Genomic DNA, 14,336 nt, shown 5'->3' on the forward strand with positions numbered 1-14,336 from the left:
ATACAACTTTACATTGAATAGAGATTTTTGATGTTTGTAGTGAGGAATTTAGTCCTCGGATTGTTGGAAAACTGAAGTCGGAACGATCGAACTTATTGCCTTTTAGTTGTCACCGCGTACATCATAATCATGCGGGGGCTTGCTGCGGTCTGCCCCAGACAATCCGCTCTTGTTTGTAGACAACCATACCAGGTTTTGCACCTTTCGGCTTGTATACATATTTCGGTTCTGTATAAACCACGGGAACTTGTTCGCTGTGGCGGGCGCGACTGTAGTATGCAGTCATGTCGGCCGCAAATTGCAAATCGGTTTCTTGGGCGACATTACCGGGTGTCAGACGCAGCAAGGCGTGACTTCCGGGAATCTCTAGGGTGTGGAACCACAAGTCGTAGTCGTTGGCGGTACGAAAGGTGAGTTGGTCGTTTTGGCGGTTGTTGCGCCCGATTAATAATTCAAAGCCGCTGGGGGTTTGGTAGCGGTGAAATTCGATCGCAGCATTTTTGTCACTGCCACGGTAATCTGGTACAACTAGATATTTTTGCTGGATCAGTTCTTCGCGGATTTCGGCGAGGGTTTGCAAATCTTGGGTGTTGCGGTAGGTTTCTAGTACCGAAAGCGCGGCTTCGACTTGTTCTAAATAGTCGATTTCTTCTTGTACGGCGGCTAACAAAGGTTCTACTGCAATGCGGGCTCTTTTAAGTTTTTGGTGTTTTTTGTAGATTGCTTGAGCGTTTTGAACGGCGTTTTTTTCCACGTTTAGCGGAATGATTACTGGTTTTTCAGTTTCAAAGTCTGGGAGGGAAATTGATTTCATTCCTGGTTCCCAATGCTGCAAGTTTGCCATTAGCAAGTCGGCTTGGGATTTGTGGATATCTGCGCCGGCTGATTGCTGCAAGCGTTCTTTAAATGTGTTGGCTTTGAGGCGCAGTTTGGCGAGGATGTTGTTGAGTTTTTGGGTAAGTTGATGCCGCAGTTGGGCGAATAGTTGTTGGTTGATTTCGCCGGTGTAGTAGCTGTTGAGTAATTCTTGGACGGAAGAGTTCGGCAGCGGATTTTGTAGCGGATGTAGCGGATGTAACAGATTGGGGGAATTAGATTCCTTTTCAGATTCAGATTCTGGCTGTTTTTCGTCGGGTTTTGGCCAGTCGATGACGCTGTAGCCTTCGGGGGTCAAATTTGGTTGGAATTTGGAGTTTTCTAGGCATTGCAACCAGTACAGCCAGCGCTGAAATAGTTGCTGCCATTGGTGGGGATTGAGGCTGTCGGTGGATTGTTCGGGGTCTAAAGAGGCCGATCGAATCATGGACACTACTAAGTTTTTACTCAACCCTCGGTAATTCTTCAACAGATTGGTCTTTAATTGTCCGGGAACCAGGCTAATTCGTTCTTGCCAGCGGTTTTGAGGTTCGATCGCGCTTGGCACTGCATCGGTCAAAGAAGGGGGCAATTCGTAGGGTTGCCCGGTTTGGACTGGGCGGACGCTGGATTGTTTTAGGCCGACTTGGTGGGCGCAGGTGACAACGAGATTGTCACTGGCGGTGAGGATGATGTTGCTGTATTTGCCCATGATTTCGGCGTAGAGATGCCAAAGTGCTCCTTCGCCGGGACGTTTGGCGAATTGCAAGTCGATGACTCTTTCCCAAGGGGACACGGGGGCGATGGAAACTAAGGCTAAGCCGCACAGTTGGTGGCGCAGTTGTTCGCTGAAGGTGAAGGTGTCAGGAATGCGGGGCGGGGGGTCGCCGACACAGATGCGGGCTGCTGTTGGATGGGAGGAAATGTCTATCCAGGCGCGCCCTTTCATGGTGCGGAGGGCCAGGGACACGGTAAATCGATCGCGCTGGTAGACTTGTTCTAGGCGCGCTGGCAGCCATTGGGCTCGCAGTTCGCTGCAAGCTGCGGTTAAAGTTGTAAAGTCTACGGGTTGCACGGTGGCCTCTTTGCGATCGATCGAATATGTATTTCTATACTGGCAGATATTGGTCGTATTTTACCGATCGAATCAAAGTTTGGAAACGAACTGGAATGGAAAGCATATCTATGCTATAACAACAGCTCGTTTGCGATCGAACAAAGGTATGCTGTTGGGCGATCGATCAACTACATTCTAAAATTTTCTCCTCGATTGTGAAACTTTTATCGCGCCACAAAGTATTTAATTCCTCATTTTTTTTGATATTTGAGGTGTATTTTACTTCATAAAATACAGGCATAGTGGCCCAACAGCGGTTACAAAACCAACAAATTTTATTATTTTCAATGTGCTGCATTAATGGATAACAACAACAAGGACATTCGTGCATTATCGTTTACCTCTATAACAAATTACGGAAAAACAATTTTAGGCTACGATCTATTTTCCAGATCGAGATGAGTCGCACAGCGCAGCACAATTTCAGAATATAGAATCTTCTGGATGTCCAAACTGCACGTTTTGCAGTGAATTTGTAAGCCACGATGTCTCCTTCTCGGCTAAAATCACTACCTGTCAAGTAGCAATCCTAATCGTGCATTCCCTGAAAAATTAATCTATATATCGGATGGGGATAAACAGCAGAATCGTCACTGTCAGCGGATACCCAAAGCTGGCCTCATTCAATATTGGCAAACATCTCTTAGGCGTTTTCATAACGCGCATAATTTGAAAATTGCAGATTTAAAGGCAATTGATGGAACTCATCCATCAGCCCCTCACAAATTTGGACGATAGTTTCTTCAGCAATCTCGGCTGGTTTGGCTTTCAGGTAGAGTTGGGCGAGGGTTTCTACTTGTTTAGATGCGGTTATCTTTGCTTTTTTGATAGCCATATCATTACCCTCATAACCTGAGAATTACTTTGAGTCTAACAGTTTTTATTAACAATTTCTATGAGCGAGCTCATAGTTATCAGAAAAAAAGATAAATTGAACAATCAAAAGTCAAGGCCGCTAGGGGTGATTTAACGGAAATATCTGGTATTTTGCATTATAGTGCTGTCGCGCACTCGCTACTACAAATAATACCATTTTTCTAAAGATGCGGTATAGATGAAGTCTTAGCCCCCCCAAGGCATCGGGGGGGTTGGGGGGGTAATATCTAGCGCTACTTTATGAAATTGGTATAAGTAAGGTTCCTAGCGCGGAATTAAGTCTGCAACCAATCTTTCAAGCGGAATAAAGTCCGCACTACAAACGGTTTTTGTGATGGTAATCGATGCAATTTTAGACGTTATGCAATATAGACTGTACGCAATATTTCTAGCGACTGGGCATTACCTATTGGTGTCAAAGAATACTTGGGGGGCTGACTGGAAAGCCTGCAAAAAGCAGGCTTTTTAGGAGAGGACTATCATATGTATGGCAGCTATCAGCCTGTGGTTATACCGATTGTTTCCGGCGATATAACTAGCTTTCCAGTTATATCCATAGTTGCACATTTCAACACTTGATTAAAAGCTAATCCCCGAATTTTTAGCTCCCACCGAATGCCTTTTGCTTTCATTCTCTTGGCTTTTCGCATATCGACATCGGCTGCTTTTTGATGCAGCAGCAAATATTTCATCGCTGCTGTAGCTTCAACTTTTGTGGCAAATGCAATGTAGGTGATATATCCGCCGTCCCAGTGGTTGGCGTTGCGGATGCTGCTGATAGTCGCGACTCTCGGACTAAACCGGTTCCAGTAAAAGTCACTGTAGCCGATCGACTGTGTTTTTACTTGGAGTTTGTTTGCCATTTGACTTAACTCCTATAATCTTTGGTGCGGGATTGGCAGGATTAATTTGCTGCTGTTACTATTATAGCAAATTTTTGAGATATTGGGAATGGCGAAATGGTAATTAGTCCGAGTATGCAAAGGCTAAAAAACCTGGTTTCTTACAAATTTTGGGTTGGTGGCACAAAATTTGTAAGAAACCCGGTTTCTGGGAAGCATGGTAATTAATGAATAATAACTATAGCCTTTCTCAGAAAGATGAGGTAATGTCGGGCATCGGCCCGCGCAGGGCATCGGGCATCGGCCCGCGCAGGGCATTGGCCCGCGCAGGGCATCGGGCATCGGCCCGCGCAGGGCATCGGCCCGCGCAGGGCATGGGCCCGCGCAGGGCAGTGGGGCATGGGCCAAACAGGTCATTGGCCCGCGCAGGTCATGGGGCATGGGCCAAACAGGGCATGGGCCAAACAGGTCATTGGGCATACCTAACTTTATTGAGAACCGCTATAAGAACCAATAACCAATAACTAACAACCAATAACCAATAACCACTAACCACTAACCACTAACCAATAACTAATAACTAAAATCTCAATTCGTATTCACCAGTAACGCGATTGTCTCCTTGAAAATTAGTTGAACCTCTGAGCAAAATCTTGTCGCTCAATCGATAGCGCAAATTAAATTCGGTCGGCTGATTTGCTGACAAAACTCGAATGATTGATGCCGAAAGATTGCGCGTGATATCGGCCCCAACTTCTAAACCTATGCCGAGGGAACCCGCACCGGAAGCGCCCCCAGAACTGGAACTAGCTGTTTCTCCTTGGTTGCCTCGAATTCTAGTTGGAAATAACCGAAATTCCGTCAATCCTGTGGCGTTGGTAATCACTGATTGCAGGTTGTTTAATAAACCCGCACCTGCTAAATTTGCGATCGCCAGTGTACTGTCTCCCTGTCCCAATGTCTGCACGAAACTGCCGCCTAACAGCGCTACAATCTCTGTTTCCGATCGACTGGGAGAACTCCTCAACTCCAGATTTTCGGCTAACTGAGAAGCCCTTCCCTGCACTAACGCTTGAATTCGGACACTCCGCACGCTGCCGAAACTTGTCGGTTCGTCGGCTATTTCAGAGGCGACAGAAGTTCCCGGAGTGCGGAAGCGCGTTACTTCCTGTACCGAAGTTGCTAATCTTATATCCAGCGTCGGATCGAGTCCTTGTCCCGCTATAAAGGTAGCAGTTTGCGGGTATCCCTTATCAAGCTTAAACTGCGTTGTAAACAAATTCACCGCCCCCGAAGTCAACCGAATCGTACCCTCCGGGCGAATATCGTCTAAAGTTCCATTCACCGTCAAACCCCCAGTCGCCTGGAAACTCAATATCGGCGGACTCGTTACCCGCACTCCCCGGCCCAACTTCAGTTGCAAATCCCTGAACACCACATCAAAGGAAGGGGAAGAAGAAGCCGAAGCCGTGGAAGGAGAATCGGAAGGGGAAGGAGGGGCCGCAGGAGAAGACGGGGAATCGGAAGGGGAAGCTTCTGTCGCAGGGGAAGATGGGGAATCGGAAGGGGAAGAAACTAACTGAGTAGCGCCGCCGCCCGCACTTGGGAGAAACACTTCGCCGTCGTAGAGTTCAATGTTACCGCTCAAGCGCGGCCGAAAAGCCGTGCCCCTGGCTTGGACTTGACCGACTGCGCCACCGCGATACAATCCTCTGAGATTCAAGGCCAGCTTGTCGAGATTGACAGCCAAAGGATTCGCTGCATCGACATCGCCCTCAGCAAAGGGCACGGACAGGGGAATCACGCCCTGCGCCACAACTTCTCCCTGACTCAACTGTCCGCGAATTCCTTCTACCCGAATTCGATCGCCCTCAAAGCGCACCGCCCCAGTCAGCCCTGTAATCGGTTCTGGGAAAGCCCTCGCCCGGACGGTAGCATTTTCAAAATTCGCAATTCCTTGCGCTACAGGCTCTTGCAGCGTCCCTCCCACGCGAATTTGCACCTGTCCCTTGCCACTCACCCAGGCAATCTGTGGAGTCAAGACATTAATAATTGCCAATCCTTCATTTTTCAAATTCGCCCTCAAATCAATTTGATTGCTGTCAGGTTTCACAGCAGCAAACGGCAACGCAAAAGGCAAACTTCCTTGAACCTCAATCGGTTCGACTTGAGTCACCAAAGCGCTGCCGCCAAAATTGAGGCGGGCGTTGCTGTAACTAAAACTGCCGTCGGCTTGTTTAATCGGTTCTCCGTTTAGCGTACCGTCAACCAAACTCAATTCTCCGGTGGCCTGCGGATTTGCCAAACTGCCGGCCAAGTTCGCCCGCAAATTCAAATTTCCGGTGACATCGACAAAGGGCAATTCTACCAGTTCTGCTAACTTTTCCACCGGCACATTTTCGATTCGCAACTGCCCGGATTGAGCTTTTTGCCCGAGTTGTCCCGAAAAGCCGATCGTACTTTTGCCCGATCGAATTTCCAGAGGTAAAATAGTTAAAACCCCGTCCTGAAAACCGCCCTCAATGCTGAACTTTTCAGCGACATATTGGCCCCACTGCCAATTATCGCCCTCAACATTAAATTTAGCTTCCACACCGGTTCGCAAAGAACCCGCGACAGCAATTTCCCCGCCAAAAGTCCCCTGCAATTGAGATAGCGGGGGCAATTTTTGCGATTGGGCCACCTCCTCCTGCCGCTGCTGCAAAAGCACTTCAATTTCTGCCAAACGGCGCAACTGTTCGATTAACGGGGCTTCCGGTTCTCCGACTGCGACAGTTTGCACGTCGGCGGCGCTAGCGTAAACCGGAGGTTTGAGGCCTCTGGCTAAATCGCCTAAATTGAAATACTGCAAAGCGACTAAAATCTGCTGCAAGTTGCCCTGCTTGATGTTAACTTTCCCGGCAAATTCCGGGTTTGCGCCGGTTTTGACATTGCCGGAAATTAAGTATTCACCCGTACCTTGGCGGAAGATGCCGTTTGTCAGAGTGGCGCTGCCTCCTTCATAGCTAAATTCGGCTTGAAAACTATCACCTTTAATGTAGCCGATCGCCGGTTGGGCGATCGCAATTTGTCCGTTTGCTTGCAAAGTCTGCGGATTTAACGGCATCTTCCAGCCCGGTACATTCACCTGTCCCGAAACCGTACCAGTTATCGGCCCCAAACCGGCATCTTTACCCGGCGACAGATTCAAAGCAGCGAGGGGAAAATCGCTTAAATTCACTCGCAAAGTTTCTCCCTCAGTTTCGCCACGGGCTACAGATTCCCCGCGTTTAACTAAGAAAGAAGTCGGCAGAAAAGATGAATTTAAAGCTAATTCAATTTTGTCGCTTGCGCCGGCCAAACGCAAGTTTACACTTTTATCGGAATTCGCACTCACAATCCCCGCCAGTACAGGATCGAATTCAACTTGATTTACTGCCAAATTCCGCACTTCCACATCGCCAACCAAGCTGAGGGCGGAGAGATTTCCGGTGAGGCGGCCCGTGAAATCGACATTGCCGCGGACAGGCTGATTTTTCTCTGAAGAATTTTTGAGACCAATTGGTCTCAAAAATGCCAACTGTTCTGTTGGTAAGGCTGCGAGGTTAAAGTTGGAGAGTTTTACATCCAAATCGAGATTGGAAATTGAGGGCAATCCTTTACCTTCGAGTTCGACATTCACAAAACCGCTGGCTGTCAAACCCGGAGTTGCAGCTTTTTCTATTTCTACCCGTTTGCCATTCCAATTAAATGCTGCCTCAAAAGGTTGTTTCAAAAACGGTAATTCGGAGATGCGGAAACTGCCGCCGGCGCGAACAGTTTCCGCCGAAGCAGCGGCAATCGGGCCGGATAAATTGACATTGCCGTTAAATATTCCTCGCAATAGCGGGAGATTTTGGGCTTGGGAAACTAAACCGCTGGCTTGCAAGCTTTGGCGCTGGGCTTCAAAGGCTTTCTGGAAGCGACTTAAGGCAATTTGGTCGCCTTCGATTGAGGCGCGCCAATTCCCGGAGGCGGCGCTACCTGTGGCGTTGACAACTCCGCCACCGTTGGCGAGTCGAATTTGTCCGTCGCCCTTGGCGGTGATGCCGTTGGCAGTTAAATTATCTACACTGCCTAAAATTCGGACTTTACCGTCGAGGGTGCCGGCAATTTCTGGCGGTAAATTGGCTGTCAGCAAACCTGTTTGTTTGAGGGTTTGTTCTAAGTTGCTGACTGTAACTCCATTGGTTTCTAGCAATGCTTCTAAGTTGCCGTTTTCCAATGTGGCTGCTGTATCGATCGCCCCCAGTCGATCGACCAAAATCCGTCCTTCGGCCTTAGCACTAATTCCCTTTGCTGTCAAGTTATTCAAACTGCCCGCTGCTGCCAGTTGGCCGTTAACTCTGCCGTCAAATCCTTTGGGCAAAGTTGCCGTCAGGGTAAACAGTTGGGTATCGCGGATTGTTTGTTCTAAGCGGCTGAGAATAACTCGATCGGCATCAGCAAAAACTTGCAACCGTCCACCATCTAATTTACCTTTAAAATCAACCGTACCGTCGGCAATATTGAGTTTGCCGCTGCTGTTGACAGCAATATCGGCGGCGGTTGAATTGTTCAGATTTCCCGACGCTTGAATTTGATTGGATATTTGTCCGTCAAGGGATTTTAGATTTTGGATTTTAGATTTTATATTATTGAGATTGGCGACTGTTTGGGGGTTTTCAGCAACGAAGCCGGAAGCGACATCTAACAGCGGCAATCCTAAATCTACCAGACGGGTGATGGAAGTGCGATCGGTTTCTGCGATTCCTTGCCAAATTCCCTCTGCCAATTCTCCTTTAAAATTGACATTGCTGCCGGCAAGATTGAGTTGGCCTCTGCCGCTGGCATTGATGCTGCTAGCGGTCAAATTGTCAAGACTTCCCGATGCGGTAAATTGACTCGATAGCTGTCCGTCAATCGATTTGAGATTTTGGATTTTGGGTCTTAGATTGCTATACTGTTGATTTTCGGGATTGAAGGCGGAAGCGACATCTAACAGCGGCAATCCTAAATCTACCAAGCGGCTGATGGAAGTGCGATCGGTTTCTGCGGTTGCTTGCCAATTTCCCTCTGTCAATTCTCCTTGCAAATTAACATTGCTGTCAGCAAAATTGAGTTTGCCGTCGGTCTTGATATTGATGCCGCTAGCGGTCAAATTGTCAACATTTCCCGCAGCTAAAACTTCACCTGTTAGCTGTCCGCCCAGGGATTTGAGATTTTGGATTTTGGATTTGATATTGTCGAGATTTGCTGAGGATTTTAGGTTTAAAAACGGTAAACCAATATCAATTAATTGATTGACAGCAACTCGTTCTGTATTGCCGTAAGCTTGCCACCTGCCGGATTCCAGTTTGCCACGAACATTAACAATACTGTCAGCAATATCTAGTGTTCCTTTGGCGTTAGCAGCGATCGCATTTAAACTCAAATCGTCCAGAGTTCCCGCAGCCTCGGCTTTGCCGCTGAAGAAACCTGTTAATTGCGGAGGTAAATTAAGTTCTGGCAAGACTTGCTGCAAACTATTAATAGCTATGCGATCGCCCTCGATCAACGCTTCCCACTGCCGATTTTTTAAGGCTGCATCCACCTTTACATTAGTGTCGCCAATTTTGACAACTGTATTTTGCAAATCCACCGCATTACCTGCAGCGACAATTTCACCGCTTGCGGGAAAAGTTCCTTGCAGCGCTTGCCATTTAACTCTAGCTTGGATGTTGTCAAAAGGGCCGAAAAGTTGAGCTTGTGCGGAGACGTTGCCAATTTTAACAGTAGCAGGAATCTGGGCAGCGTAAATTTGGGCGAGATTATCTCCTGGTACATTTTCAGCTTGCAAATCAAATACCAAACCCGATCGCGAATTCCCGCTTCCTAAAGCTATATCGACTTCACCTTTACCGCTAATTTTACCACCGGCAGCCGGCACTACCAATATATCGCCCAAAGCCAAACCTACAGAGGAAAATGGGGGAAGAGAAGATTGAGTTTTGGGAGTTGGGGTTTGAGCCATTCTCCTCGGTTCCAGCTTAAAATTAGTGCTAATATTGTTTAATTGCAGGCGATCGACCACAGCGGGTTTTGTGGAGGCGATCGTACCAGTCAGCAGTGGATTTGCCACGGTTCCAGTCAGTTTGGTATCTGCCTTGATTTCTCCGGCTACTGCGATCGGCAATACCACTTTCTGCCCTAACTCTGCTTCTACCGTACTGACAACATTTGCCACGGCTACCGGCTGCAGGTTTGTTATTAGATTGAAGCTAGCTCGATCTAGGTTAAAATTTGCTCCTGTTGCGACTGTTCCGGCTATTTTAACTGGAATTAGACCGTAATTAGCAGTCAAACTATCCACAATCACATTAGTTCCCTGAAACCGCAATTGACCGCTGCTATTTTGGATTGTTTGTTTCAGGGGCTTGATATTTGCTTGCAATCCGGCAAAACTAGCCGTTCCAGTAAGTGATGATAATTTATTCTCTCGAAGTTGCACGGTTAAGTTGCTATTTGCCAGACCTTTTTGTAAAGAAATTCCCCGCAGTTTCAGCAAGCGGGCGAGGTCGGACAAAGGCAAATTTTGACCTTGCAACTGCAGGTTAGTTTGAGCCATAGGCAACAGAGAATCGCCCTTGACTGCAAAATTATCATTATTAGTAAATTGACCGTTGAGTTCGTAGAGGATGCGGTGATTTTGCTCGCGAAATAAAGCGTTGCCGTTGTTCAGAATTACAGAAATAGGAGCCGATTTTGGCTGTCCGATGGGGGGATTTGGCACCAAAACTGCGCTGACATTTTCAACGCGCACGGCATCAATTTCTGTTTTAAATAAACCTGGTTTTTTGGGCTCGGATGTAGGAATATTAATCCAGGTACCTTGCTTGTCCTGTTCGATATAAACGCTGGGTTTGATTAAGGTAAGATCTAATTTTAGAGTGCGGTTGAACAGCAGCGGCCAAATTGAAAATTTTACTTCTACTGCTTCTGTAGAGGCGTAATCTGGATCGGTAGGAGTTGCGGGTACGCTCGATCGGCCAAACCGCAAACCAGTCGGAGAAAATCGCTCCAATTTTCCGATTTGCACGGGCCTCTTGAGTGTCTGACTGACCTCAGATTCCACCAAAGGAGCTAAGTTTTTCCGCACCCACTCCTGTGCGGCCACCGCCCCAACCAGGCCGAGAATGCCCAATCCCGTACCGCTAAGCAGCAGCACGCGCCACCAGCGGCGGCTGAGACGGGGTGCGAGTTGCTTTTTGTCATCGTCGGAGTTAGTCATGCTTGTCTCTCAGAGCTTGTGAGAATTCACCAATAAGGAAATCAACCAATGTTCGATGCGGTAGAATTTCTTTGATTTTGCCTTTTGCCTTCTGCCTTCTGCCTTCTGCCTTTGGTAGACTCAGAACAGAGGCCGGAAGTGCCGATCGAACCCAACTCTCGGCAGAAGGCACGCCCACACTCTAGGGTAGACTGCAAAAACCTTTACCGAACTTAATCAAAACACGCAACACCACCCAAAACCAAGTCCTCCAACTCCCCCAAATTCTCTAGATTCCCCCCCAGTGCAGGATCGGCCCTCAATCAAAAATCTCAAATCTCCAACCGAGTCGTCTAAATCCCTCAAATCCTCTCGATCGCGCCGCGTGCAGGATCGACCCTCAATCAAAAATCTCAAATCTCAAATCGATCGCCCGATCGCTTCTAAGATTAAAAAACGGTGGTTAAGAAGGTCTTTAAAACTTATGCGAGTGTTCGTCTTACTCTTCAATGCCCGCACCGAGAATGAGGGAATTCATACCATTCAACTCGGCGATCGCAACAAAGTTCTGATGTTTGAGTCAGAAGACGACGCCACCCGCTTTGGCGTGATGTTGGAAGCTCAGGATTTCCCCGAACCGACTGTCGAGGCGATCGACGATCGAGAAATTAAGGAGTTCTGCGACAGTGTTGATTATGATTGGGAACTGGTACCGGCGGGCGCGCTAGCGATTCCGCCAGAAGACAATGTAACACAGACTCAGTGGCAAGCGCAGGGACAACCAGAGCCGGAGCCGGAGGCGGACTCGGACTCTGAGGTTTCCCAAAACGAACTGGATTCTATTCGCCGCCGACTAGAAGGACTTTTGTAAGAGTCAGTAGTCAGTAGTCAGTAGTCATTAGTCAGTAGTCAATATTTAGTAGTCATGACTATTGACTACTAAATATTGAGTCGCGAGTCAACTTGAATTGCATTCATTCGCCTCAAGATTTGAAAGGTATCTGGGTTTGTCTGCATTTATCTGCGGTTTTCCTCTAAATCAATAACCAATGACTAATGACCAATGACCAATGACCAATGACTAATGACCAATGACTAATGACCAATGACCAATGACCAATGACCATTAACAACAGACAAAAAATGAAGAATGTGGAAGAACGGGGGCATCTGCTGACGGAACAGGTGAATGCCAACAGCGAGAATTTAGACCAACTCAGTTCGATCGAATTAGTGGATTTGTTCAACCGGGAAGACGCCCAAACCTTAAGCGCGATCGCCAGCGCCCGCGAAGAGTTGGCCCGGGCGATCGACATTGCAGCCGAATCTCTGCGTCAAGGAGGCCGCCTGTTTTACGTCGGTGCGGGGACTTCCGGGCGTTTGGGGGTACTCGATGCCGCTGAGTGTCCCCCCACCTTCTGCACCCCGCCAGAGCTCGTACAAGGCATAATAGCCGGGGGTGCAGGGGCTTTGGTGCGGAGTTCGGAGGATTTGGAGGATCGGCCCGAAGATGGGGCAGAGTCGATCGCCCACCGTCACATTAACAATCTCGATGTGGTAGTCGGGATTACGGCTGGAGGTACAACACCCTTTGTAGCCGGTGCCCTACAGGCGGCGCGACAGCGGGGGGCGAAGACTGTATTTATGGCCTGCGTACCCGCAGAACAGGTGAATTTTGAGGCGGATGTTGATATTCGGTTGTTGGTGGGGCCGGAAGTGCTGGCGGGCTCGACGCGCCTGAAAGCGGGTACAGTCACAAAAATGGCTTTGAATATTATTTCGACTGGCGTAATGGTAAAGTTGGGGAAGGTTTACGGCAATCGGATGGTTGATGTGGCAGTGACCAATCAGAAATTGCGCGATCGGGCGGTACGGATGTTGCAGGATTTAACTGATTTGAGCCGGGATGAAGCGGGTTTGTTGCTAGAAAAAAGCGGCAAGTCGGTAAAATTAGCTTTGATGATGCACTGGACTAATTTGGAGATGCAGGAGTGCGATCGAATTTTGGGCGAGTTTCAAGGTAATTTGCGATCGGCCCTAGCATCAATCCAACCGTAGATTTTAGATATTTCCTCCAATTCTTTAATCTCAAATCATTACTTGCAGAGGTTCGACAATCGGAATTAGTCCCAAGCAAGAATACCGTCCTTTATCTCGATCGCATCTTGAGAAACATAGTATAACTCAAATAACCAACCGTAGGGTGCGTCAGCGTCAGATTATTTGTGTGTAATTAACATTTTTTACTGACGCACCCTACAATTACAACAATAACCAACCGTAGGGTGCGTCAGCGTCAGATTATTTGTGTGTAATTAACATTTTTTACTGACGCACCCTACAATTACTCAACTACAATTACAACAATAACCAACCGTAGGGTGCGTCAGCGTCAGATTATTTGTGTGTAATTAACATTTTTTACTGACGCACCCTACAATTACTCAACTATCCTACTTCATATTCAAAATCTTCTGAGTAGCACTTTCAGACACCGGCATCACCGATAAGCGATTGCCCTTCCTCACCACCAAAATCTCCTCAGCACTAAAATTTGCTTTCAATTCATCCAAAGATATTAACTTAGCAAATTCCTCCACAAACTCAACTCTCACAGTTTGCCAGCGAGGCGCGTCAAGCCGAGATTTAGCATCATAATATTCGCTGTCAACATCAAATTGAGTCGGGTCAGCAATATTACTTTCCACGACACGCATCAAGCCGACAATACCGGGTACTTTAGTATTAGAATGGTAAAAAAATACTAAATCTCCCACAGTCATTTGTCGCATGAAATTACGAGCTTGATAGTTCCGAACGCCATCCCAAAGCGAAATCTTATCTGACTTCAAATCCGCAATACTATAAACATCCGGTTCCGACTTCATCAACCAATAATTCATACAATATCTTCACTTTGGTTAGCCAAAAGTTCTTGAATATTATCTAAACACTGCTGTATCGCTTTTTGCATAAAAACCTGAACCAACAATAATCCAACAGGATATAATAGCGGAGAAGTTAGGACAAAATAAAACTCCCAATCAATCTGAGTTCCCTTTGGTGTAGAATTAAAATTCCAATCTCCACCACCAGACTCAATAAGTATAGAAATCGGAAACTCAAACCCTTTAACCAATCGGTAAGTTTGTCTTTCTGGCTTATTAAAAGTAATTATTTCTTCATCAATCACCGACCTATCACAATGTTTGATCCGCGACACACCGCCTTGACGCATCTCTCCACCATCAGCCATTTCAACTTTAATAATTGCTGGAATTGGACAAAATCCGCGAAAGGTTTTTGGCACATTCGATAGTGATGCCACAAAATAAAAGACTGCTTCCGGTGATGCAGCAATTGCTACTAAAGCGTTGGTTTTAACTAACATTTAATCATC

The 14,336-nt window shown here is 47.2% G+C and carries 8 protein-coding genes; 2 read left to right on the top strand and 6 right to left on the bottom strand.

Annotated features, from left to right (window positions below; genetic code table 11):
• Positions 1–127 precede the first annotated feature (127 nt).
• From AACV78_RS27005 to AACV78_RS27020, 4 genes are all read right to left on the bottom strand, one after another.
• Complete coding sequence (locus AACV78_RS27005; protein WP_194013096.1) at positions 128–1,930, bottom strand: NFACT RNA binding domain-containing protein; 1,803 nt, start codon at positions 1,928–1,930, stop codon at positions 128–130.
• Between the two features lie 685 nt (positions 1,931–2,615).
• On the bottom strand, positions 2,616–2,807 hold the full coding sequence (locus tag AACV78_RS27010) for a hypothetical protein (RefSeq protein WP_228042019.1): 192 nt from the start codon (positions 2,805–2,807) through the stop codon (positions 2,616–2,618).
• 538 nt (positions 2,808–3,345) lie between these two features.
• On the bottom strand, positions 3,346–3,711 hold the full coding sequence (locus AACV78_RS27015) for a hypothetical protein (RefSeq protein ID WP_194012543.1): 366 nt from the start codon (positions 3,709–3,711) through the stop codon (positions 3,346–3,348).
• Positions 3,712–4,270: 559 nt separating this feature from the next.
• On the bottom strand, positions 4,271–10,957 hold the full coding sequence (locus tag AACV78_RS27020; RefSeq protein ID WP_194012544.1) for a translocation/assembly module TamB domain-containing protein: 6,687 nt from the start codon (positions 10,955–10,957) through the stop codon (positions 4,271–4,273).
• 463 nt (positions 10,958–11,420) lie between these two features.
• On the opposite strand from AACV78_RS27020, the gene AACV78_RS27025 reads away from it, so the two are divergent.
• Together AACV78_RS27025 and murQ are read left to right on the top strand one after the other, a co-directional pair.
• On the top strand, positions 11,421–11,807 hold the full coding sequence (locus AACV78_RS27025; protein ID WP_194012547.1) for a DUF3110 domain-containing protein: 387 nt from the start codon (positions 11,421–11,423) through the stop codon (positions 11,805–11,807).
• A 272-nt stretch (positions 11,808–12,079) separates the two neighbouring features.
• Positions 12,080–12,994, top strand: coding sequence for an N-acetylmuramic acid 6-phosphate etherase (murQ, locus tag AACV78_RS27030; RefSeq protein WP_194012548.1), 915 nt, complete (start codon positions 12,080–12,082; stop codon positions 12,992–12,994).
• 395 nt (positions 12,995–13,389) lie between these two features.
• On the opposite strand, the gene AACV78_RS27035 is transcribed toward murQ, so the two are convergent.
• Positions 13,390–13,839 carry an EVE domain-containing protein gene (locus AACV78_RS27035; protein ID WP_194012545.1) on the bottom strand — a complete coding sequence of 150 codons (450 nt, stop codon included), beginning with the start codon at positions 13,837–13,839 and terminating at the stop codon, positions 13,390–13,392.
• On the bottom strand, positions 13,836–14,327 hold the full coding sequence (locus AACV78_RS27040) for an SRPBCC family protein (RefSeq protein ID WP_194012546.1): 492 nt from the start codon (positions 14,325–14,327) through the stop codon (positions 13,836–13,838). The genes AACV78_RS27035 and AACV78_RS27040 overlap by 4 nt, the downstream gene beginning before the upstream one ends.
• Positions 14,328–14,336: the final 9 nt, after the last annotated feature.

Origin of the sequence: Tychonema sp. LEGE 07196 (assembly GCF_963890365.1) — a bacterium.
Taxonomy (GTDB): Bacteria; Cyanobacteriota; Cyanobacteriia; order Cyanobacteriales; family Microcoleaceae; genus Microcoleus.

Excerpts from the sequence above, each read along its gene's own strand:
- AACV78_RS27010 (WP_228042019.1), bottom strand. The coding sequence starts at position 2,807 with ATGGCTATCAAAAAAGCAAAGATAACCGCATCTAAACAAGTAGAAACC.
- AACV78_RS27015 (WP_194012543.1), bottom strand. The coding sequence starts at position 3,711 with ATGGCAAACAAACTCCAAGTAAAAACACAGTCGATCGGCTACAGTGAC.
- AACV78_RS27020 (WP_194012544.1), bottom strand. The coding sequence starts at position 10,957 with ATGACTAACTCCGACGATGACAAAAAGCAACTCGCACCCCGTCTCAGC.
- AACV78_RS27025 (WP_194012547.1), top strand. The coding sequence starts at position 11,421 with ATGCGAGTGTTCGTCTTACTCTTCAATGCCCGCACCGAGAATGAGGGA.
- murQ (WP_194012548.1), top strand. The coding sequence starts at position 12,080 with ATGAAGAATGTGGAAGAACGGGGGCATCTGCTGACGGAACAGGTGAAT.
- AACV78_RS27035 (WP_194012545.1), bottom strand. The coding sequence starts at position 13,839 with ATGAATTATTGGTTGATGAAGTCGGAACCGGATGTTTATAGTATTGCG.
- AACV78_RS27040 (WP_194012546.1), bottom strand. The coding sequence starts at position 14,327 with ATGTTAGTTAAAACCAACGCTTTAGTAGCAATTGCTGCATCACCGGAA.